Below are 19,925 nucleotides of genomic sequence, written 5' to 3'. Positions count from 1 at the left end.
ACACAACACACTCACATCACAACAAATAAACAATTCCAGCTTATTAAAAGGCTGTAAAAATTCAAATGATAATAAGTCTCCATTCATTTAAAATGAGAATTTGAATATAGACAAAGATATCTATAAGACTAATCTCATACTATAATCTTTATAATAAAAAATTCAATCCACTTGATTTGCAAAAAATTACATTCATGGACGATGACTACGACTGCAGTTGGAAAAACTTCACTTCACAATTCGCCAATTTTGCAGGTTCAAAGACTTTGCTTGTCGTATATAATAAGCGAAAAGCATCACACGCTACTGGCCAATGTTTTAAGTCTCTTGATGCTTTGCAATTTTTCTATTATTTTATTAGTGTGATTTTTTAGCCCTTTCATGAAGGGTGAAACACCATCTTCTAAAAACATCGGTCATTTACAAATCAATCAATGACCTAATGACTCTGGAGAACCTTAATCGTTATGAGATAAATATTACCTCGCCACACGTTGATATTAACGCGCCTGATCCCTTATCAACTTGAGCAAATGAATAGCGATGCAGAAACACAAAATCTTGTCCGTATCAGCGCTTTTCAGTAACGTATCAATAGAATAATGAAGGTAAGAACCATGAGTAAGAACGAAGTAATTCCTGTTTAGCAGAACTGATAGCTCCTGTTGTGCGCCTTAACATTCCGGATATCCGAGGGAATAACGACATATTGGAACTGTATGTTTCAGGGAGTTTTTATCAAAAAAAAACGAGTCTAGAATAAAACCCCTCAAAAAAACCAGGTATTTGCATCAAAAAAACACGCATCTATAGATATTTAAACTGATACTTTAAATTTTTATGTCAAAAGACAAAAATAAAACACTACATTTTAGGCAATCAGGCAGTTCATCATTCTGCAACAAGAAAGAAGAATTGTGATGGTTTATAATTAAGTGATACTCTGTTAATGAATAAAAAATGAAATATATTATTAACAATGAAGTTACATTCAGAAGTGATGACGGTGTTTTGACAAGCCTGAGTATACCTGACAATTCAGTAATGCTATCTATTACAGCAAACCGAATCCTGACTTATCTGCTGCAGCAGGAAGGGAAAGTCGTCGCCAGAGAAGAGATGTTCATCAATGTCTGGGACAAAAATGGTCTGCAGGCATCAAATAACTCACTGAGCCAGTATATTTCCCTGATTCGCAAAGGATTGCTGGAGCTTGGTTGTGAGCAAGAAATCATTCAGACTGTGCCACGCGTAGGCTTTTTTATTGCTGAGGGTTTAATATCTGTGGCAGAAGAGCATCCTCGTGTCTCCTTCTCCCCCCCTCACATCGCTAAAATCATCCCTCCGATTTCGAAGCGAGTAAAAATAGCGCTGCTCACTACCATCTGCCTCTCGCTGTTTATGCTTTCTTACCCGGTAATGTCTTTATTTAGTGGCAAAGAAAACAGCATTCCTGTCCTGCCATTGCACAAACTCGGCAACATTGACCAATGTCCGGTTTATACCCTTTATAAAAGTTCGCAAGAAGTGGCTCCAGTCAAGCTTGAGCAGGCCAGAAAGATGGCTGATTTACACCTGAAATGTCAGCCCGGTGCATCATTTATTTTTCAGCCTGACGACCTGTATGTTTACGGCGAAAAGGGGCGTGTTTTCCTGTCCCGCTGTACTTTCAAAAATACAGAAAAAACGAAATTTGCCGGATGCAAGGATGTATATATACATGAATATTAAAAATAAAATATTGCTTTCTTCCTCAGCCATGTTGCTGGTATGCAGCGCCCTGTTAAGTCTTAATGGTGTGACAGTCATTCCTGCTCATCACGGGATAAGTGTGCGCTGCATTTCCATACTTTCGCTTCCTGAACTACCTGGAGGCGGGAAATACAATGGCAGCCTGATGGTTCAACTCCAGAAAGATAACACTGGCATTTTGGATTTTGCTGGCGTCATATCAACGCAAGCAGAATCAGGCAACCGTCCCGAAAAACAACTCATCTTGCAACGTTCTGTCAGCTTCGATTATCGAATTGAAGAAAACGGTACTGTGTTTATGAACGAGATGAAAATGAACAAACATAATATCGATGACGTTCCTGATAAGTTGTTTACCCGTAATATATTTGACCTGTCTATGCCTGAAAAACGCGTACAGATTTATGAAATTAACAACGCTTATCTGTTAGGGAATACCTTTTCTCCGACAAACGTTTGTGTCAGCAAAGCAGAGTACCAAAGCTAACGGCTTATCCTGACCTGTCCCTTTTCAAGGTCACCTCAACCCGTTCCTGTTTACCAGTAAACATATCCGATAAGCACACCTTCCAGCCTGGGTGTGGAGTTTCCCTTGCATATAGTATCGAATCAAAACTACATTGACAGGCGATTCTGCCTGCGCATACAATCGAATGATACCGAGTCGATACTATTATCCCACAGGGAGAGTCGCCATTTTCTTTCACGCGGGTTGGCCGGTATGACGGGCTAATGCATCCGTTCACGCGCTGCTGCTTTGCGTCGAGGATGTATTTAAAGTTACCTTCGTAAGCCAATGCTGCCGGGTAAAGTAAACCAGTAACTGATACTAACCCGCAGATCCATGCGGATTCTGGAGAGAACATGAATAAGATTCGTCATCCGCGCGCACCAGCCCTGACTGTTGAACGCTGGTTTAATACACCACAGCCGATAACCCTGGAGTCACTGCGCGGCAAGGTCGTGGTGATGGAATCATTCCAGATGCTGTGTCCAGGCTGTGTGTCTCACGGGTTACCGCAGGTTTCTCGCGTTTACGCCACTTTTCCGCAGGATAAGGTGGCAGTGATCGGGCTACACACTGTTTTCGAACATCATGATGTGATGACCGCACAAGCGCTGAAAACCTTTCTTTCAGAATACCGTATCCCCTTTCCCGTCGGAGTGGACATGCCGTCTGCGGAAAGCGACATTCCTCAAACCATGCAGGCCTACGCTATGCGCGGTACACCGACACTGACGTTAATTGATCAGCAGGGATACTTACGCCAGCAATATTTTGGTCAGGTAGACGACCTGGCACTGGGGGCAGAAATCGGCGCGTTGTTGAGCGAATCTCTGTCTGTTCCCACAGAAGAACCTGTAACATCAGGGTGCAGCGATGGCCAGTGTGCACTGTAAGTCCAGACCCAACACCACTATTCAAAAAAAACCGCCCTGATGGCGGTTTTTACTTTTTGGATTTTCGATTACGGCTCGCTCGTTAAAACCCCGCTATGGCAAATCAGCCAGCACGGGGATAACAAGGCTACGCTTTCACCACAATCAACGGTTCGATATCGCTCTCTTTTTTAATCACCAGCGACTCATCACCGCGCAGGCAGGTGCCACCGTAGTTACCGCCTACGGTGAACGTACAGACCTGAATATATTTACCAGCAACCTTTGGCAGACACCAAAGCTGTTGGTAAATGTTCTTCTGCTCTGCGAACTTACCGCTGGTCTTATCCAGTAACTCTTCCTCATGACTCACCAGATCGATGTTGCTGCCACAACGTCCTGCAATAGGTTTCACCGCATAACCGGTTTGTGCCAGTTCGTCGTTGACAGTGAAATCCGTATCAAGCAGATAGCGATGATGTGGGAACAGTTGCCACAGGATCGGCAATATCGCCTTGTTGCCAGGGATCACCGTCCACAGTGGCTCAAAGACCAGCACTTCCGGGCGCAGCAGCACGTCGATCAAGCGCACTTCCTGGTGGGTGTGTCCGGTACGAATCGGAACAGCGGCGTACTCGGTTTCGCTCACCTCGCGCACCTGCTCAATCGCGGTTTCCCATGCCCAGGTTTTCCAGACACAGTTCACCAGACGACCGTCGCCATCAATCAGTTGTCCCGCTTCATCCCAACGCAACTCGTCCAGACCACGCAGGATTTTGCTCTCGAAACCAGCCTGATGTAGCGCCTGCTGCATAAACTGCGCGTGGTAGTTCTCCTCAATGTCCTTATCCTGCATGATATGTACGAAAGGACGCGCACGACTGTGCTTCCAGGCGCCCGCCAGTTCGTTAATCAACCCTTCTGCAGGATTGTGCCCCTGCCCCGTGTAACCCCGTTCAGCCCATCTTTCAAGGATCAGGCCGGCTTCAGTATGGCACGATGCAGAATCTGCGTTGTATTCGTATACCTTCAGCCCACGCTCATCCATACAAAAATCCATACGACCGGTGATCATATGATGGCGACGACGCTGCCAGGAAAGGCGCAGTCGTGGCCAGAGGATTTTCGGGATATCAAACAGAGCCAGCAGATTATCGTCTTTCAGCACTTTATCAGTGGCGTGGAGATACATCAGATGCAGCTCGTTGGTCGCTTTTATCAGTTCCTGCTCTGCACTCTCGGTAATGGTGAAGTACTGATGTGGGTCCTGATTAATCACGTGTCCGTTCGCCAGCACGTAGGCTTTTTGTAGCGGATCCTGCTCATCCAGCCATTTGCCATCAAATTGCCCTTTATCTTCCAGGCGTGCACCGTCAATTTTCAATGACTCGTTGGCGATTTCCGGCTGCGGCAGGCTGTATCGGGTGTCGTCAGTCTGGATCATCCAGCCAAGGATCGTGGTGTCATCAAAGGTATCACGCAGCGTGTAGCAGCCATTTTCGACCACCATCTCCAGTTCGCGAGTCCATTGCTGTCCAGGAGGCAGCGGCGTGTGGATCACATTCTGTTCAGCAATGCGGATTTTATTTTCCAGTAGTTGAGTGATAATTGCCACATGGCCGGTATCTTTGAACTCGCCACCTTTTTGCCAAATAAGCAGCGCACCAGCTACCGGTGCCCGGGGTGAGCCGTTGGGGAATGCCTGAAGCGGCAGGATATTGTCATTCACGACTTCACGCAGAAAGCGCAAGGAGAAGATCTCCCACGCCATGCCCACATCCGTGAACACCACACCATAGTTGAGGAAAAGAAAGCGGCGCGCAAACTCAACGCACTGCCATTTGTGGCCCATATATTCATCGTCGATATAGCTGCGAAAGGCGGCATCATCGTCATAGTCCCGCGGGTCGAGGGAGCTGTAATCTGAAGAGTAGATTGCTACGCCGCCTGGGGCGTAGCCCAATAATGTCCCGAATGGGGCATCCTGACTGGTCGTTCCTTTGCTCATGCACCTTACCTCAAAACAATACAGCCTGAGCAGTCTGGCGTGAATTTTCGCTCTGATTGCCTGCTCTGCGACACTAACCGGACAGAGGTCGACCTATCATACACCTCAACGCAGCGACTGGCGCTCAGAGGAGAAAAATTCACATCAGGAACTACGCTTTCATCAGGATAACCGGTACGCTTTTATATGCCGGGGTCAAACTTTCCGTGTCGACCGCATCGAGTGACAGCAGCACGTTCGCTTCCGGCAAATACGCACCAATGGAACCCGCCGCCATGTCGTAAATCACCACCGTTAGCCCGTACATCATGCGTTCAACACAAGGCTGCCCGCTATCGTCCAGTGCCTGAACGTTCACAACATCACCTTGAATCAGACCACGAGCAGTCGCTTCATCTTCACTTAAAAAAACCACATCGCGCCGACCGGTAATGCCACGGTAACGGTCGTTCATCCCATAAATAGTGGTGTTGTACTGGTCGTGGCTACGCAACGTTGCCAGCACCAGCGCATCAGCAGGTTGGTTTTCACGTTCGATTGCGCGCTGACGGCTGACGACAAAGTTGGCTTTACCATTCGCAGTTCGCCACTCGCGACGTGATGCTGGCGTATCCATGCGAAACCCACCCGGCTCAGCGATACGTGCATTGTAATCATGAAACTCCGGGATAACGGCTTCGATAGCCTCGCGGATCAGCGCGTAATTACCTGCTAAGTCTTCCCAGTTTACCGGCGAATGAAGAAGTGTGGCGCGTGCCATTCCAGCCACAATGGAGGGTTCGGATTTTAACCATCTGGAGGCCGGCTTCAGCCCACCGCAGGAGGCATGCACCATCGACATCGAATCCTCGACGGTTACAGACTGAACACCGGTAGCCTGTATATCGCGTTCCGTTCTGCCCAGCGCAGGCAACAGGTAATTGTGTTTTGCCAGCAGCAAATGCGATCGGTTCAGCTTGGTCGCGATATGGACCTGCATATCCAGTTTTTTTATCGCCGCGAAGGTACGTTGCGGTTCTGGCATCGCCACCGCCAGGTTGCCTCCCATGCAAATGAGGGCTTTCGCCTCGCCCCGTTCGATTGCCCGAATACTTTCCACGCTGGATCGACCATGTTTACGCGCAACGGTGATAGAAAAATGTGCTTCGAGCCGCTGCAGGAAATCTTCTGATGCCGCCTCATTGATCCCCACAGAACGGTCACCCTGTACATTCGAATGACCACGCAGAGGGCAAATCCCCGCCCCCGTCTTACCGATGTTGCCTTTAAGCAACAGCAGGTTCACCAGTTGCTGAACATTTTCCGTACCGTTTTTATGCTGGGTGATACCCAGTCCGTAACAAATGATGGTGGCGCGGGACTTATTGTAGTTGTGTGCCAGATCTTCCATCTGGCTACGCGTCAGACCGGAATCCAGTTCCAGTTCCGCCCAACTACGCTGGCGTAAATCCTCATACAGCGCAGAATATCCGGCGGTATGTTCATCAATAAACGCATGATCGAGTGTCGGCGGTTGATCGAGCAAGATCCGCGCCTCATCCATTTCGATCAACGCCTTCATAATACCCTTGAGCAATGAGGCATCGCCGCCCATTTTGACCTGGTAGTAGTCGCTGCTGAGTTCCGTCGCCTGGCCGGTGAACATCTCTTTCGGACTCTGCGGGAAGCTAAAGCGCTCAAGCCCTCTTTCGGTCAGCGGATTGATGGAGATAATTTTGGCCCCACGGTTGGCGACATCGCGTAACGTGGTGAGCATGCGCGGATGATTAGTACCAGGATTATGTCCAATGCAAATCACCAGATCACAATGGTTAAAATCGTCAAGTTCTACGGTTCCTTTCCCCAAACCGATTGCCCGCGTCAGCCCGGCACTGGTTGGGCCGTGGCACATGTTTGAACAATCGGGAAAGTTGCTGCTGCCGTATTCGCGGGCAAACAACTGGTAAAGGAACGCTGCCTCGTTTGAGGTTCTGCCGGATGTGTAAAATTCTACTTGCTGTGCTGAATCATAGCTGCGCAGGCGTTCGCCAATTTCCTGAAACGCAATGTCCCACTCGACAGCCTGCCAGGTGTCAGTTCCGGCATCGTATTTCATCGGATGCGTCAAACGGCCTGTATTTTCCAGTTTATAATCGCTGTATTGCCACAAGGTTGAAACCGGATGGCGGCTAAAAAACGCCGGTGACGCTTTCTTCGTGGTGGTTTCCCAGGAAACTGCCTTTACGCCGTTTTCGCAAAGCTCCATCGGCGCACGATGACCCGGATCTGGCCATGCGCAGCCCGGGCAGTCGAACCCCTTCACCTGGTTCATTTTAAACATCGCGATAATGTCGCGCACGACTGCCTTTTGCGAAAACACTGAAGCAGTGACGGCTTTTACCGCGCCCCACCCACCCGCCGGTCCCTGATAACCGCTTACTCCTGGAACACCCTTTTTCATTATTACTGCTTATTGACCGCCAATGATTGATGGTGAGTACGGTAGCAATTTCCGTCTTACATTGATTTCCTCTTGATGGAGTACGGTCTGAGTACAATGAACGGGTTATATTTATCTTCCCCTTTCAGCACAAAGCGACATAAAGTCCCAATCTGTTAAATTGAGTTCTACCTAACTGCTACACTGCTTCAACACAACCACTCAGAAGGCAGGTCAACATGTCAGACAATACTTATCAGCCCGCGAAAGTCTGGACGTGGGATAAATCAAACGGCGGCGCATTCGCCAATATCAACCGCCCTGTTTCCGGTGCCACACACGAGAAAACGCTGCCAGTCGGCAAGCATCCATTGCAGCTTTACTCGCTGGGTACGCCAAACGGTCAGAAAGTCACGATTATGCTGGAAGAACTGCTGGCGCAAGGGGTGAAGGGCGCGGAATACGATGCCTGGATTATCCGCATTGGCGATGGAGATCAGTTTTCCAGCGGCTTTGTGGAAGTGAATCCCAACTCCAAGATCCCGGCTTTGCGCGATCATTCGCAAAACCCGCCAGTTCGCGTGTTTGAGTCTGGCGCCATCCTGCTTTATCTGGCGGAAAAGTATGGTTATTTCCTGCCGCAGGATCTGGCGAAACGCACCGAAACGCTGAACTGGTTGTTCTGGCTACAAGGAGCGGCGCCCTTCCTCGGCGGTGGCTTCGGACACTTCTATAACTATGCACCGGTTAAAATTGAGTACGCGATCAATCGCTTTACGATGGAAGCCAAGCGTTTACTCGACGTGCTGGATAAGCAGCTGGCGCATCATCAGTTTGTGGCAGGGGATGAGTACACTATTGCCGATATGGCAGTATGGCCATGGTTTGGCAATGTCGTTTTGGGGAACGTCTATGACGCGGCAGAATTCCTTGATGCGGGAAGTTATAAAAATGTTCAGCGCTGGGCAAAAGAGATTGCAGAACGCCCGGCGGTTAAGCGTGGTCGCATTGTAAACCGCACTAACGGTCCGCTTAACGAGCAGTTGCATGAACGCCATGACGCCAGCGACTTCGACATGAATACCGAAGATAAACGTCAGGGTTAAAATAAGATGCCGGATTAGCCTGTTCGCTATCCGGCATTTTCAGAAGTGGTCACGCGCTGGTGACGTCATACTCCATACGGCGAAGTGCATCTAACGTGGCTTTAGCTTCATCTTCATCAATGATGCTCATGGCGAACCCTACGTGCACCAGCACCCATTGCCCAACCAGCTCGGCAGTATCACCTTCACAAATCAGGGCAATATTGACATCGCGTTTGATGCCGCACACTTCAACCTGCGCAAGCTGGTGAATATCCTCACCAACGGCCAGAACCTGACCCGGGACTCCAATACACATATCTGACTCCGCCCCATAGCAACCTATGGGCTATTCGACTTCTATACTTTTAACTTTCAGTGAATCGCCGGCATCAACCCGCAAACGATCGCCCTGACAGAGTGGACACTGCGCATCATGCTGGGTGATCTCCACGACCTGACTGCAATCCCAGCACCAGGCCTGGGCAGGTTTGTAATCAATGTGTAGTTCACATCCCTGCGCCAGCGTGCCCTGGCAGACGATGTCAAAACTGAAACGTACGGCGCTCTCTTCAACACACGAGAGCGCCCCAATTTCCAGCCAAACGCCGGTAACACGTTTTACATCGTGCTGCTCTGCCTGCTGTTGAATAATTTCAACCGCGCTCTGGCAAAGAGACAGCTCATGCATTTTCGCTACTCCGGCGGCCCAACAACAGTGCCCGACGTCCCATTTGCGGCGCATTCGGGTCGCTAACAGGTAACGATAACAACATTCGTGCACAATCGTCAGTCAGACGGACACCCTCTTGTGCCGACATGCTGTGCGAAAGCGGTGACATCAACGAACAGGAAAAGTACTGCGATACGCCATCAAGTTCGCCAACGGTAAATGTCATCTCACCATACGGCAGACGCAGCCCGATTTTCTCACTGACCTTACGTACGGGCCAGACCTGGTCTGGCCCCGGGAAAATCAGTGCGCTGAGCATCCAGGGCGTGATAACACACCCCGTCCACTGCCCTTCAAACAGCGAAAAATCAGAAACATACACCGGCATATTCGGATGCAAGAAAGAAAGATCGTGCATCGAACGTCGGGCTACTTCTTCAAACGCAGCCTGAATCTGCTCCTTCGGGGCCGCCTGAAAGCCCAAAAACTCTTCAGCCATGGGCCGTCTCCCGAGGGATCGCTTCCACACCCGATTCGCGCAGCGCAGCAAGAACCTGCTCAAGAGCAGGTTCAATCATGGCTTCAACCGTCGGGGTGAGACCGATATGCGGCTCCAGCGATTCCGGAATAACACCAACCAGAGTCAGTTTTTTCGGGAACTCGCCGGTAAAGCGCAGTGCCGACAAAACATCGGCCAGGCCAAGCTGGTGCGGTGAGATTTTGTTGGTAAACAGCGCCGGAATCTCTTCATCCCGCAGGACCATCATGGTTCCCGGCGTGTTTTTTCTCGACACAATGGCGTCAGCAATGATCAGATGATCTCTGTTCGCCATGTCGCCGAGAAGTTCCATCCCAGCCGTACCGCCATCCAGAACGTCAACATAGTCTGGCAGGATGTATCGTTGTTCTAATGCCTCAACGATACGTACCCCGATGGCTTCGTCGGTCAGCAAAATATTGCCGACCCCTAAGACTAATATCCGCATTACAGAACCTTAACTGAGACCACTTCGTTCCCGTCAACGTCCACCACATGCACCGCACATGACATACAAGGGTCGAAGGAGTGAATGGTACGAACCACTTCCAGCGGTTTGTTTGGATCAGCGATTGGCGTGCCTACCAGCGAACGCTCGTACGGCCCTACTTCGTCATTGAAGTTACGTGGGCCAGAGTTCCAGGTTGACGGAACAACCGCCTGGTAATTACTGATAATGCCGTCTTTAATCACCATCCAGTGAGAAAGCATACCGCGCGGCGCTTCAAGGAAACCGACACCTTTGAATTCGCCTGTTGCCGGAATATCCGGTTTCACGAAGGTTGTGTGGTCGCCTTTACCGATGTTCACGATCAGCGCATTGTACTGATCCTGCAGAACGTTCTGCAGTTCACAGCAGTGAACGGTACGGCCAATAATACGGCCCAGCGTGGAATGCAGTTGCGCTACTTCGATCGTTTTACCGGTCAGCTTCGTATAGATTGCAACGATTTCATTCAGCTTGGCATGGGTAGATTCGCGTTTCGCTGCCAGCTTACACAGCATGTTGGCCAGCGGACCCACTTCAACCGTTTTACCGTAGAAGGTCGGTGCTTTAACCCAGGAGTATTTGCCATCATCTGACCAACCAGTGTAATCAGGAACCGTTGTGCCTTCCCACGGTGCCTGCGGCGCTTCGTCTTTGTACCACGCGTGTTTCGCACTCTCCTGGATCCCTTTAATCAGGTATTCATCAGAGTGAGAGGTGATCGGACGATAGGTCGACAGATCGGCATCGGTGATGTAACCGCCCGGGAACAGGAAGCTGCCGTTTTTACCGTCAGTCGGGAATTCCGGCGCGCTCAGATAGTTAACCGCACCCTGACCGCGTTCCAGCCACTCCGGATAGAACGCCGCAATGACAGCAGTATCCACCTTGTAAACCTGCTCAACAAAGTCGCTCAGCTTATCGATGAAGGACTTGATGTACATCAGGCGTTCAAGGTTCAACACGCCGAGACCGTCGAGGTTAATTGGGTTCGCAACCCCGCCTACCGCCAGGTTCTGAATGTGCGGTGTCTTACCGCCCAGCAGCGCCACGACGCGGTTTGCATCACGCTGGCATTCCAGCGCCTGCAGGTAGTGTGCGACCGCGATCAGGTTCACTTCCGGCGGTAACTGCATCGCCGGGTGTCCCCAGCAACCATTAGCAAAAATACCTAACTGGCCGCTGGCAACAAGGTCTTTAATCTTGTTCTGAACCTTGGTGAACTCTTCCGCACTGTTCAGGTGCCAGGTCGATACACCGTTCAGCATCGCCGAGGCCTTCGCTGGATCGGCTTTCAGCGCAGAGGTGATGTCCACCCAGTCCAGCGCAGACAGCTGGTAGAAGTGCACGATATGGTCATGCGTGGTGTGCGCTGCCAGAATGATGTTACGGATGTACTGTGCATTCACGGGAACATCAATGTTCAGTGCGCTTTCTGCTGCACGCACAGAAGAGATAGCGTGAGTCGTGGTGCAAACACCACAAATACGCTGCACAATCATCCATGCATCGCGCGGATCGCGATTCTTCACGATCTCTTCCATGCCGCGCCACATGGTACCGGACGCCCATGCTTTAGATACCACGCCATTTTCGATTTCGCAGTCGATGCGTAAATGGCCTTCAATACGGGTTACCGGATCAATAGTAATTCTCTGGCTCATGCTTTGCTCGCCTCATGACGATTTTGATCGTTTTGTTTTAAAGGAGGAAGTATCGGCAGTAGACGAATGAGTACGATGTATGCACAAATCTCAATAGCCACAAAACCAATAGAAATCAACAGTTCTTCCCATGTCGGGAAGTAGTGGTAGCCACCACCAGGATTAAATGCCACCAGCGAATAGGACAGACGCCATGTCGCACAGCCCAGCAATGCACTCAACGCGGACAGATACAGCATACGCGAGTCATTACGCAGCTTAGCGATGCGCAGGACTACCAGCGGGAAGACCATCAGCACGACTTCAATCCAGAACATCACGGAGTAAAGATCGCCTGCAAACGCATACGACAATTTGTCGCGATAGATCAACTCGCCAAAGCGCAGGACGACGAATATCGCCAGCAGGACGCTAATCGTATTTGTCAGCTTGATGAACAAACTTTTCTCGTCCGGACCGTTACCTTTCAGGCCGGCTTGTACCAACGAGCCTTCAAAAATGACGATCGAGAAGCCCATAATGAAGGCGGTTAATACAGAGAAAAGCGGCAACATTTCATAAGCTTGCCATAGCGGATGGACCTTATAGCCTGCAGAAATCATCAATGAACCCATTGAAGACTGGTGCATAGTCGGCAGCAGCGCACCGAGGGCGATAATAAAGAACATCACTTTGTTCAAACGCTTGAGGGAGACTTTCCACCCCAGACGCTCAAACAAGGCCGGAGCAAATTCCAGCGCCATAATGCCGATATAGATGGTCATACAGACCGCCGTTTCGAACAGTACCGAGTTCACGTTAAAGTGGCCCGGAATGTAGAAATACGGCAGGTTCCAGTAGCGACCAACGTCAATGGTGATCGACAGGCCGCCCAGCGAGTAACCAAACAGGCTCGCCAGTAGCGCCGGGCGAACCAGCGGATGATATTGCCCTCTGTTGAAAACATATACTGCCCACGCCAGCGCCCAACCGCCGCACGCGAAGCCAGTACCGATCAACAGGTCAAACGCGATCCACACACCCCATGGGAAACCGCCGTTCAGATCGGAGACAGACCCCAATCCGAAGACCAGACGTTTCACGATCAGGAGCATACACAGGACGATTAACGGCCCAAAAATAATGACCGGTTTGCTGACTATTTTTCCGCCCAGCGGTTTAGGATCATGACTCATGATCGTCTCCTCCATCGTGATGGTCGTTTTTCGTGTTACGACGAACCAGCACGGTTAAGCCCGCCAGCGCAGCCAGGGGTAAAATCATGCCCTTATACAGGGAATGTTGAACATGTTCGGAACGCGCACCGGTTGAAAGATCATCCAGTTTCGGCAGATCCAAATCTTCGTAAGGAACACCGGTCAGCACCATAACCTGCGTACCGCCGCCTTCCTTTTCACCGTACAGGTGCGGGTAGTACTTCGGTACCGTATGCAGATAGGTATCACCGGCTTTCACTGTCTGACGCGGATAGTGGTATTCGCTGCCAGGCTTCAGCGCGAGACGTTTTTTCGCCTCAGCCATCAGCTCTTCACGCGTACCAAAAATCACGGCACCAGCAGGACACACTTCAACACACCCCGGTAAACCACCTTTATCCAGCCGTTCAACACCTTTCTGGTTACAAAGCTCACACTTGTGCAGCGCACCAAACGGGTTGTTGTAGTCGTATTTAGGGACATTGTACGGGCAAGCAACCATGCAGTAGCGACACCCGGTACAAACATCTTTGTCATAGTGGACAATGCCGGTTTTCGGATCTTTTTTCAGCGCGGAGACCGGGCAAACAGAGACACAGTTAGGATCGACACAGTGCATACACTGTTTCTTAATGTATGCGTAACCGTTCTCTTCCTGATCTTTGTTAACGCCTGTTCCGCTACGCCACACCTGAATGATGTTGTTGGTATACGGTGACAATTTGTCATTGTTCGACCAGGTTTGCTCGCCTTCCGGGTTACGCGCCGGGAAGTTGATATCCTGACACTTGGTGACACAGGCCTGGCAGCCTACGCACAGCGTCGAGTCATAGAGCATCCCAAGAGAACCCGGGATCGGCGGACGGTTTTCTGCAGCCGCATGGCTGACGGACGGCGCAGCGCCCAACAGCAACGCTCCGCTGGAGGCTGCTTTAATAAAGTTACGTCTGTTCACGGTTATTCTCCCCGTGAGTCAGCGTTATCTTTCTTTTGCTGACGCCCCAGTTCACGTACCGCCATCACGCTGACGCCGGCAACCAGTCCTACTACGCCACCAAGCAGCCCAACAGCCCCGGCTGAAATGTTGCCGCCTTCTTTTATGTTGACATCAGGCTTCTCAGAACGCGGAGTCTGGTTTTCCACATGGGCGAGCTGGTGAATGCCTTTATGGAAACCAATGCCCTCTTCGTTACAGCCGTAGCACGGGTGACCAATTGCCACCGGCCACACGCCACCAACATCACAGAACTGCAATGTTGAGCAGTTGCCATACGTTTCTGGTCCTTTACAGCCCAGATGGTAGAGGCACCAACCTTCACGGTGACCTTCATCGCCAAACTCTTTGGCAAAGCGGCCAGCATCGAAGTGCGGACGACGTTCACAATGCTCGTGAATCAGACGACCGTAGGCAAATGTCGGACGGTTTTTCGCATCCAGCTTCGGTGGTTTGCCATAGGTGATGATATGCGCGACAGTCGCGAGGAAGTTATGCGGGTTCGGCGGACAGCCGGGGATATTGATGATGGTTTTGCCTGGCAGAACTTCTTGCAAACCGACGGCACCCGTTGGGTTAACGCCAGCGGCAGCAACACCACCCCATGCGGCACAAGAGCCGATAGCAATGATAGCTGCTGCACCTTCTGCCGCTCTACGGATGTGATCCACAATTGGCTCACCGGCAACCATGCAGTAAATACCATTATCTTTTAGTGGGATAGAACCATCTACCACCAAAACATATTGCCCTTTGTACTTCTCCAGAGCGTTATGTTTATTCTCTTCAACCTGATGGCCGAAGGCGGCGGAGAGCACCTCATGGTATTCCAGAGAGATTGTCTCAAGGACGAGGTTTTCCACTGTAGGGTGTGTCGCACGAAGCAGAGATTCAGTACAACCCGTACATTCCTGAGCACCGATCCAGATAACTGGCGGGCGCTGAGGACGGGAAACTGATTCTGCCATTTCTGCGGCGGCTTTGCTACTGAGCCCCATGGTAGCGGCCAGTGCTGCACAAAGCTTCATGAAATCACGGCGATTGATGCCGTTCGAATTGATGAGAGAATTATCTCCAGTCATTTTATTGTTATTCCGTTGCGAAGACCTGGCTTTTTATTTTGCACCATTCGCATGTTGCATATTGCGATCGGCGCGCCATTTACCACACTTTTTATATGGTTATGTGCATTATAATACTTCGGCGGAGCAACAAAACGAAGGCGTAGGTCAATAGTGTAATTAATTAAAGCAAGATAATACCCCTTTTGGATCAAGCTTCGAGCCGATAGCCGGCCATGAAAAACCGAATTGTTGTACTCGACTGGTTCTCTTTAAAGAAATCCATCACCATCTCTTTATCCAGTCCATAACGACGCGTCAGGATCCCCGCCTCCCACGCGCTAAGCTGTCGATCACCCGTTTTTTCAAACATACGATGCGAAAAACCGAGCACAAATCCGCGCTTATAGTCAGCACAAAAACCAGCCACTTTACGTGCACTGTCCGCACTTGAGGCGTTTAACCCGGCCATCAGGCCCTTACCAAAATGGTTGTCCATGCATATTCTCCAATCGCTATATAACAAATTATATAGCGATTTTTTAAGCAAAGACCAGAGGTATCACGCACTTTTTTGTGCCAGATTAAAAGGCCACCCATTCGTCCGTTTTAGGTGTCGCAGGTGTTCTGCTTTCTTCTGCAGAGGAAGCGGTGTTAGTTGAAGCGTATTGCACATCATTTGCAGAAAGCCGGAACTGCTGTACAGAGCGCTGTAGTTCTTCAGTCTGCCGCTCCAGTGCAACCGCCGCAGCAGAAACCTGTTCCACCAGCGCGGCGTTCTGCTGGGTCACGCTGTCCATTTGCGTAATCGCCACGCTGACCTGCGAAATACCTTTATTCTGTTCCTCAGAAGCAGAAGCGATTTGTTTCATAATGACGGTCACTTCGGTCGCACCGCGCAGAATTGCTTCCATCGTCGAGCCAGTCTCTTTAACCAGACGAGCCCCCTGATCGACACGGCGCGCCGATTCGCCAATTAATGTCTCTATCTCTTTCGCCGCCCCGGCACTACGACTGGCGAGATTGCGAACCTCACCGGCGACCACCGCAAAACCACGTCCCTGCTCGCCAGCTCTGGCAGCTTCGACTGCAGCATTGAGCGCCAGAATGTTCGTCTGGAAGGCGATACTATTAATAACTGAGGTAATTTCAGCGATCTGTTTCGAGCTGGCCGCAATACCATCCATTGTGTCGACCACTTGCGAAACTAACGTGCTACCTTTACCCGCCGTTTCTGTCGCAGTGTCGGCAAGCTGGCTGGCTTCGCGCGCGTTTTCAGCGTTCAGTTTTACCGTTGCGGTCAGCTGTTCCATGCTGGCTGCGGTCTCTTCCAGCGCAGCTGCCTGTTCTTCAGTACGTGAAGAGAGATCATTATTGCCGCTGGATATTTCAGTTGCCCCACGCCAGATGTTGTCGCTTCCCGAACGAATCGTGCTCACAGCTTCACGTAAGCTGTCCTGCATCGCGGACAGTAAAGGCACCAGTTGGCCCACGCAGTTACGCCCTAATTCTTCAATTGGATGACTGAGATCGCCCTGCGCAATCTGACGGAACTGTTGGCGAATACGCGCCAGCGGCTTCACCATCATTGAAACGAGGTAACGGTCGGTAAAGATAAGGATTGCAATCCCCAGGATGACGGCAGTGATAATTAACGTCCGGATGATAGACGTCTTGCTGTCAACCATAACACGTGTCGTATCCAGCCTCTCACCCGCAGTGGTATTAAAACGCTCGGCGCTGGCGCCAAATTCACGGCTCAGTGCAGGTGTGACGGTACTGGCATGTTCTGACCATGCCGTGAGGGTTCCCTGCTGCGCCAACTGCATTTGTGGGGTCACGCCTTTGTCCAGCAGTGCTTGCCACTTCGCCAGTACTGCGGCAGCAATTTCCGGATCCATCGGCCCTGGAGACAGTTTCTTCATCTCCTCAAGCTTTTTACTCATGTTATTCAGCGATTGTTGGGCAGGAGCAAAATCAGGTGTTCCCCCGCTAATTTTGACATCCATTGCCCGACTTAAACGCGTCACAAAACGGAAATACTGATCGTTTCCCTGGCTGAGAATCGTCATCTGCTGTACCAGATGGCGATCAATATCATTCCCTTCTGAGATTTTTGATAAAGAATGGAGACTGAATAAACCCACGCCCGACCAGAGCAGGCAAAAAAGTCCAAGTATTGCCAACATAACAATACGAATAGTGAAGTTTTTCAGCAAACGCATAATAATTTCCTTGCCGTTGATGAGGGGATTCGCCATCAGGCGAGACTTACCCTTGTTATCGGCAGAGAGCAGAGAAGATATAATGCGTTTGTTATTTTTTTACTTTTTTAAGTACATCTTGGTCTTTTCCGGCCATATCAATATGAATGCTAATGAAACCAGGTAGCATTCTTATTCAGATAACTAACCAGGTTAACTAAATAATGCCTTGTTTTTTATTGTAAATATTTTTTAAACCATGAGATAGTCCGCTCCCAGGCTAAATCGGCAGCGGCTTTATCATAACGCGGCGTTGAATCATTGTGAAAACCATGATTAACCCCAGGATAGATAAATGCTTCATAGACTTTCTTATTGGCCTTCAGCGCTTCTTCATAAGCTGGCCAGCCTTCATTAATACGCTCATCTAATGCTGCATAGTGTAATAACAAAGGTGCATTGATTTTAGGGACATCTGACGCAGGCACCTGCCGCCCATAAAAGGGAACGGCACAGGCCAGTTCAGGAAAGGTGACAGCCGCTGCATTTGATACGCCACCTCCGTAGCAAAATCCGGTTATGCCGACCTTCCCCGTCGCTGTCGGATAACGCTGCATAAATTCAACTGCGGCAAAAAAATCGTTCATCAACTTAACAGGATCAACCTGTTGCTGTAATTCCCGGCCTTTATCATCATTCCCCGGATAGCCCCCTACTGAACTTAATCCATCCGGTGCGAGTGCCATATAGCCAGCTTTAGCCACCCGCCGGGCGACATCCTCAATATACGGATTCAACCCACGATTCTCATGTACAACAATGACCGCAGGTATTTTCCCCGACACTTTCACAGGCTTAACCAGATAAGCCCGCACATCGCCGTGCCCTTCAGGTGACGGGTAGGTAATGTACTCTGCCAGAATATCGGGATCGGTAAATTCCACCTGCACCGCCTGGGCATAATTCGGTTTCAACAAATTAAATAATGCCAGCGCCGTCATGCCGCCAACTGCATATTTCGCCGCTATATTGAGGAACTCTCGTTTAGATATTTTACCGTGAGCATAATAGTCATAGTAATTGAGTAGCTCCTGTGGAAAGTCTTTGGCTGTCAAACGCGGCATAGTTCCACTCCTGCATGATGTTTTTTTAAGCAAAGCACAGCGGCCTGTTTTTGCCCAGTTTTTCATCCCAATGTGACTTGTGAACGGGATATTCATCGCTAACCCGCTAGAATAGAAACGTTGTTTCGAAATTCACCTGCACTAAGGAGATCTCATGGCCTGGTTTGCCAATACTGAACGTTATGAGCAGATGCTCTATCGCTACTGTGGCCGTAGCGGTTTGCGCTTACCCGCGTTGTCGCTGGGTTTATGGCATAGTTTTGGACACGTTCAAGCACTGGATTCACAGCGTGCCCTGCTGCGCAAAGCATTTGATCTGGGGATCACCCATTTTGATTTAGCCAATAACTACGGGCCGCCTCCGGGTAGCGCGGAAGAGAATTTTGGCCGATTACTGCGCGAAGATTTTGCTCAGTATCGTGATGAATTGATCATCTCCACCAAAGCAGGCTATGACATGTGGCCGGGACCATACGGTTCGGGCGGATCGCGCAAGTACCTGCTTGCCAGCCTTGACCAAAGCCTGAAACGGATGGGACTTGATTACGTTGATATCTTCTATTCTCACCGCGTGGATGAAAACACGCCAATGGAAGAGACCGCTGCTGCGCTGGCCCATGCCGTGCAAAGTGGCAAAGCGCTGTATGTCGGTATTTCATCCTATTCGCCCGAACGAACACAAAAAATGGCAGAGCTGCTGCGGGAATGGAAAATTCCGCTGCTGATCCACCAACCCTCCTACAACCTGCTTAACCGCTGGGTAGACAGCAGTGGTTTGCTCGATACGCTGGAATCCAACGGCATGGGCTGCATAGCTTTTACGCCACTGGCCCAGGGATTACTGACGGGGAAATATCTCAACGGCATTCCGGAAGGTTCGCGCATGCAGCGTGAAGGGAAAAAGGTCCGTGGACTGACGGAAAATATGCTGTCGGAGGCGAATATTAATAGCCTGCGCTTGCTGAACGAAATGGCGCAACAACGCGGACAGTCAATGGCGCAGATGGCGTTGAGCTGGTTACTGAAAGATAACCGGGTGACGTCAGTCTTAATCGGTGCCAGCCGACCTGAACAACTGGAAGAAAACGTTCAGGCATTAAGCAATCTGACATTCAGTGCAGAAGAGCTGGCGCAGATTGATAAACACGTCGCCGATGGTCAGCTTAATCTGTGGCAGGCGTCATCAGACAAATAATCGTCTTTAATACTGTGCCGGGTGGCGGCGTTGCCGGCCCCGGCCAGAATGTTTCAGTACTTATGTCATATCAGCTGGTCATCACAACTACCGAGAGCACAAAGTTCAGAGGCATGATGATGTAGTACAGTACTGAAATAACAGA

At 50.2% G+C, this 19,925-nt stretch carries 18 protein-coding genes; 5 read left to right on the top strand and 13 right to left on the bottom strand.

Annotated features, from left to right (window positions below; genetic code table 11):
* The first annotated feature begins 960 nt into the window (after positions 1-960).
* The 3 genes from OGY01_RS15145 to OGY01_RS15135 all read left to right on the top strand — a co-directional run bounded on the left by OGY01_RS15145 (position 961) and on the right by OGY01_RS15135 (position 3,153).
* Positions 961-1,731 (top strand): winged helix-turn-helix domain-containing protein, encoded by a 771-nt coding sequence (locus tag OGY01_RS15145; RefSeq protein WP_284096779.1) that lies wholly within the window; start codon positions 961-963, stop codon positions 1,729-1,731.
* On the top strand, positions 1,721-2,239 hold the full coding sequence (locus tag OGY01_RS15140) for a FidL-like protein (protein ID WP_048220566.1): 519 nt from the start codon (positions 1,721-1,723) through the stop codon (positions 2,237-2,239). The genes OGY01_RS15145 and OGY01_RS15140 overlap by 11 nt, the downstream gene beginning before the upstream one ends.
* 377 nt (positions 2,240-2,616) lie before the next feature.
* A complete protein-coding gene (locus OGY01_RS15135) occupies positions 2,617-3,153 on the top strand; it encodes a redoxin domain-containing protein (RefSeq protein WP_286493296.1) in 537 nt (178 codons plus the stop codon).
* 127 nt (positions 3,154-3,280) lie between these two features.
* Here the strand turns inward: OGY01_RS15135 and gss are convergent, their stop codons facing one another.
* Together gss and OGY01_RS15125 are read right to left on the bottom strand one after the other, a co-directional pair.
* Positions 3,281-5,140, bottom strand: a complete 1,860-nt coding sequence (gss, locus tag OGY01_RS15130; protein WP_048220563.1) for a bifunctional glutathionylspermidine amidase/synthase — start codon at positions 5,138-5,140, stop codon at positions 3,281-3,283.
* Between the two features lie 151 nt (positions 5,141-5,291).
* Positions 5,292-7,580: an FdhF/YdeP family oxidoreductase gene (locus tag OGY01_RS15125; protein ID WP_286493295.1), complete on the bottom strand. Its 2,289-nt coding sequence runs from the start codon at positions 7,578-7,580 to the stop codon at positions 5,292-5,294.
* A gap of 218 nt (positions 7,581-7,798) precedes the next feature.
* Here OGY01_RS15125 and yghU point away from each other — a divergent pair, with 218 nt between their 5' ends.
* A complete protein-coding gene (gene yghU, locus OGY01_RS15120; protein WP_286493294.1) occupies positions 7,799-8,665 on the top strand; it encodes a glutathione-dependent disulfide-bond oxidoreductase in 867 nt (288 codons plus the stop codon).
* Positions 8,666-8,714: 49 nt separating this feature from the next.
* Here the strand turns inward: yghU and hybG are convergent, their stop codons facing one another.
* From hybG to yghX, 11 genes are all read right to left on the bottom strand, one after another.
* Positions 8,715-8,963, bottom strand: coding sequence for a hydrogenase maturation factor HybG (gene hybG / locus OGY01_RS15115; RefSeq protein WP_003024459.1), 249 nt, complete (start codon positions 8,961-8,963; stop codon positions 8,715-8,717).
* Positions 8,964-8,993: 30 nt separating this feature from the next.
* Positions 8,994-9,335 carry a hydrogenase maturation nickel metallochaperone HypA gene (gene hypA, locus OGY01_RS15110; protein ID WP_045447504.1) on the bottom strand — a complete coding sequence of 114 codons (342 nt, stop codon included), beginning with the start codon at positions 9,333-9,335 and terminating at the stop codon, positions 8,994-8,996.
* Positions 9,328-9,816: a hydrogenase-2 assembly chaperone gene (gene hybE / locus OGY01_RS15105; RefSeq protein WP_045447507.1), complete on the bottom strand. Its 489-nt coding sequence runs from the start codon at positions 9,814-9,816 to the stop codon at positions 9,328-9,330. Before hybE ends, hypA begins: the two co-directional genes overlap by 8 nt.
* Positions 9,809-10,303 carry a HyaD/HybD family hydrogenase maturation endopeptidase gene (locus tag OGY01_RS15100; RefSeq protein ID WP_045447510.1) on the bottom strand — a complete coding sequence of 165 codons (495 nt, stop codon included), beginning with the start codon at positions 10,301-10,303 and terminating at the stop codon, positions 9,809-9,811. Before OGY01_RS15100 ends, hybE begins: the two co-directional genes overlap by 8 nt.
* Positions 10,303-12,006: a hydrogenase 2 large subunit gene (gene hybC / locus OGY01_RS15095; RefSeq protein WP_045447513.1), complete on the bottom strand. Its 1,704-nt coding sequence runs from the start codon at positions 12,004-12,006 to the stop codon at positions 10,303-10,305. The genes OGY01_RS15100 and hybC overlap by 1 nt, the downstream gene beginning before the upstream one ends.
* Positions 12,003-13,181: a Ni/Fe-hydrogenase cytochrome b subunit gene (gene hybB / locus OGY01_RS15090; protein WP_045447516.1), complete on the bottom strand. Its 1,179-nt coding sequence runs from the start codon at positions 13,179-13,181 to the stop codon at positions 12,003-12,005. The genes hybC and hybB overlap by 4 nt, the downstream gene beginning before the upstream one ends.
* Entirely contained in the window at positions 13,171-14,157 is a 987-nt protein-coding gene (hybA, locus tag OGY01_RS15085; protein WP_045447519.1) for a hydrogenase 2 operon protein HybA, read from the bottom strand. Before hybA ends, hybB begins: the two co-directional genes overlap by 11 nt.
* A 2-nt stretch (positions 14,158-14,159) precedes the next feature.
* Positions 14,160-15,278, bottom strand: a complete 1,119-nt coding sequence (hybO, locus tag OGY01_RS15080; RefSeq protein ID WP_045447522.1) for a hydrogenase 2 small subunit — start codon at positions 15,276-15,278, stop codon at positions 14,160-14,162.
* A gap of 190 nt (positions 15,279-15,468) precedes the next feature.
* Positions 15,469-15,756 (bottom strand): DUF2623 family protein, encoded by a 288-nt coding sequence (locus OGY01_RS15075; RefSeq protein WP_045447525.1) that lies wholly within the window; start codon positions 15,754-15,756, stop codon positions 15,469-15,471.
* 85 nt (positions 15,757-15,841) lie between these two features.
* Positions 15,842-17,482, bottom strand: coding sequence for a methyl-accepting chemotaxis protein (locus OGY01_RS15070; protein WP_048220552.1), 1,641 nt, complete (start codon positions 17,480-17,482; stop codon positions 15,842-15,844).
* A 215-nt stretch (positions 17,483-17,697) separates the two neighbouring features.
* Complete coding sequence (gene yghX, locus OGY01_RS15065; protein WP_045447530.1) at positions 17,698-18,585, bottom strand: YghX family hydrolase; 888 nt, start codon at positions 18,583-18,585, stop codon at positions 17,698-17,700.
* A 154-nt stretch (positions 18,586-18,739) separates the two neighbouring features.
* Between yghX and OGY01_RS15060 the strand changes: the two genes are divergently transcribed.
* Complete coding sequence (locus tag OGY01_RS15060) at positions 18,740-19,780, top strand: aldo/keto reductase (protein ID WP_045447533.1); 1,041 nt, start codon at positions 18,740-18,742, stop codon at positions 19,778-19,780.
* Positions 19,781-19,925 lie beyond the last annotated feature (145 nt).

Source organism: Citrobacter sp. Cm038, assembly GCF_030333105.1.
Classification (GTDB): Bacteria; Pseudomonadota; Gammaproteobacteria; order Enterobacterales; family Enterobacteriaceae; genus Citrobacter; species Citrobacter murliniae.
This window is presented reverse-complemented; position numbering and strand designations above follow the sequence as displayed.

What these genes read in the sequence shown, in the direction of transcription:
- OGY01_RS15075 (WP_045447525.1), bottom strand. Translation starts at nt 15,756, where the DNA reads ATGGACAACCATTTTGGTAAGGGCCTGATGGCCGGGTTAAACGCCTCA.
- OGY01_RS15135 (WP_286493296.1), top strand. Translation starts at nt 2,617, where the DNA reads ATGAATAAGATTCGTCATCCGCGCGCACCAGCCCTGACTGTTGAACGC.
- hybC (WP_045447513.1), bottom strand. Translation starts at nt 12,006, where the DNA reads ATGAGCCAGAGAATTACTATTGATCCGGTAACCCGTATTGAAGGCCAT.
- OGY01_RS15070 (WP_048220552.1), bottom strand. Translation starts at nt 17,482, where the DNA reads ATGCGTTTGCTGAAAAACTTCACTATTCGTATTGTTATGTTGGCAATA.
- OGY01_RS15100 (WP_045447510.1), bottom strand. Translation starts at nt 10,303, where the DNA reads ATGCGGATATTAGTCTTAGGGGTCGGCAATATTTTGCTGACCGACGAA.
- OGY01_RS15060 (WP_045447533.1), top strand. Translation starts at nt 18,740, where the DNA reads ATGGCCTGGTTTGCCAATACTGAACGTTATGAGCAGATGCTCTATCGC.
- OGY01_RS15125 (WP_286493295.1), bottom strand. Translation starts at nt 7,580, where the DNA reads ATGAAAAAGGGTGTTCCAGGAGTAAGCGGTTATCAGGGACCGGCGGGT.
- OGY01_RS15145 (WP_284096779.1), top strand. Translation starts at nt 961, where the DNA reads ATGAAATATATTATTAACAATGAAGTTACATTCAGAAGTGATGACGGT.
- hypA (WP_045447504.1), bottom strand. Translation starts at nt 9,335, where the DNA reads ATGCATGAGCTGTCTCTTTGCCAGAGCGCGGTTGAAATTATTCAACAG.
- hybO (WP_045447522.1), bottom strand. Translation starts at nt 15,278, where the DNA reads ATGACTGGAGATAATTCTCTCATCAATTCGAACGGCATCAATCGCCGT.
- gss (WP_048220563.1), bottom strand. Translation starts at nt 5,140, where the DNA reads ATGAGCAAAGGAACGACCAGTCAGGATGCCCCATTCGGGACATTATTG.
- hybE (WP_045447507.1), bottom strand. Translation starts at nt 9,816, where the DNA reads ATGGCTGAAGAGTTTTTGGGCTTTCAGGCGGCCCCGAAGGAGCAGATT.
- yghU (WP_286493294.1), top strand. Translation starts at nt 7,799, where the DNA reads ATGTCAGACAATACTTATCAGCCCGCGAAAGTCTGGACGTGGGATAAA.
- hybG (WP_003024459.1), bottom strand. Translation starts at nt 8,963, where the DNA reads ATGTGTATTGGAGTCCCGGGTCAGGTTCTGGCCGTTGGTGAGGATATT.
- hybB (WP_045447516.1), bottom strand. Translation starts at nt 13,181, where the DNA reads ATGAGTCATGATCCTAAACCGCTGGGCGGAAAAATAGTCAGCAAACCG.
- OGY01_RS15140 (WP_048220566.1), top strand. Translation starts at nt 1,721, where the DNA reads ATGAATATTAAAAATAAAATATTGCTTTCTTCCTCAGCCATGTTGCTG.
- yghX (WP_045447530.1), bottom strand. Translation starts at nt 18,585, where the DNA reads ATGCCGCGTTTGACAGCCAAAGACTTTCCACAGGAGCTACTCAATTAC.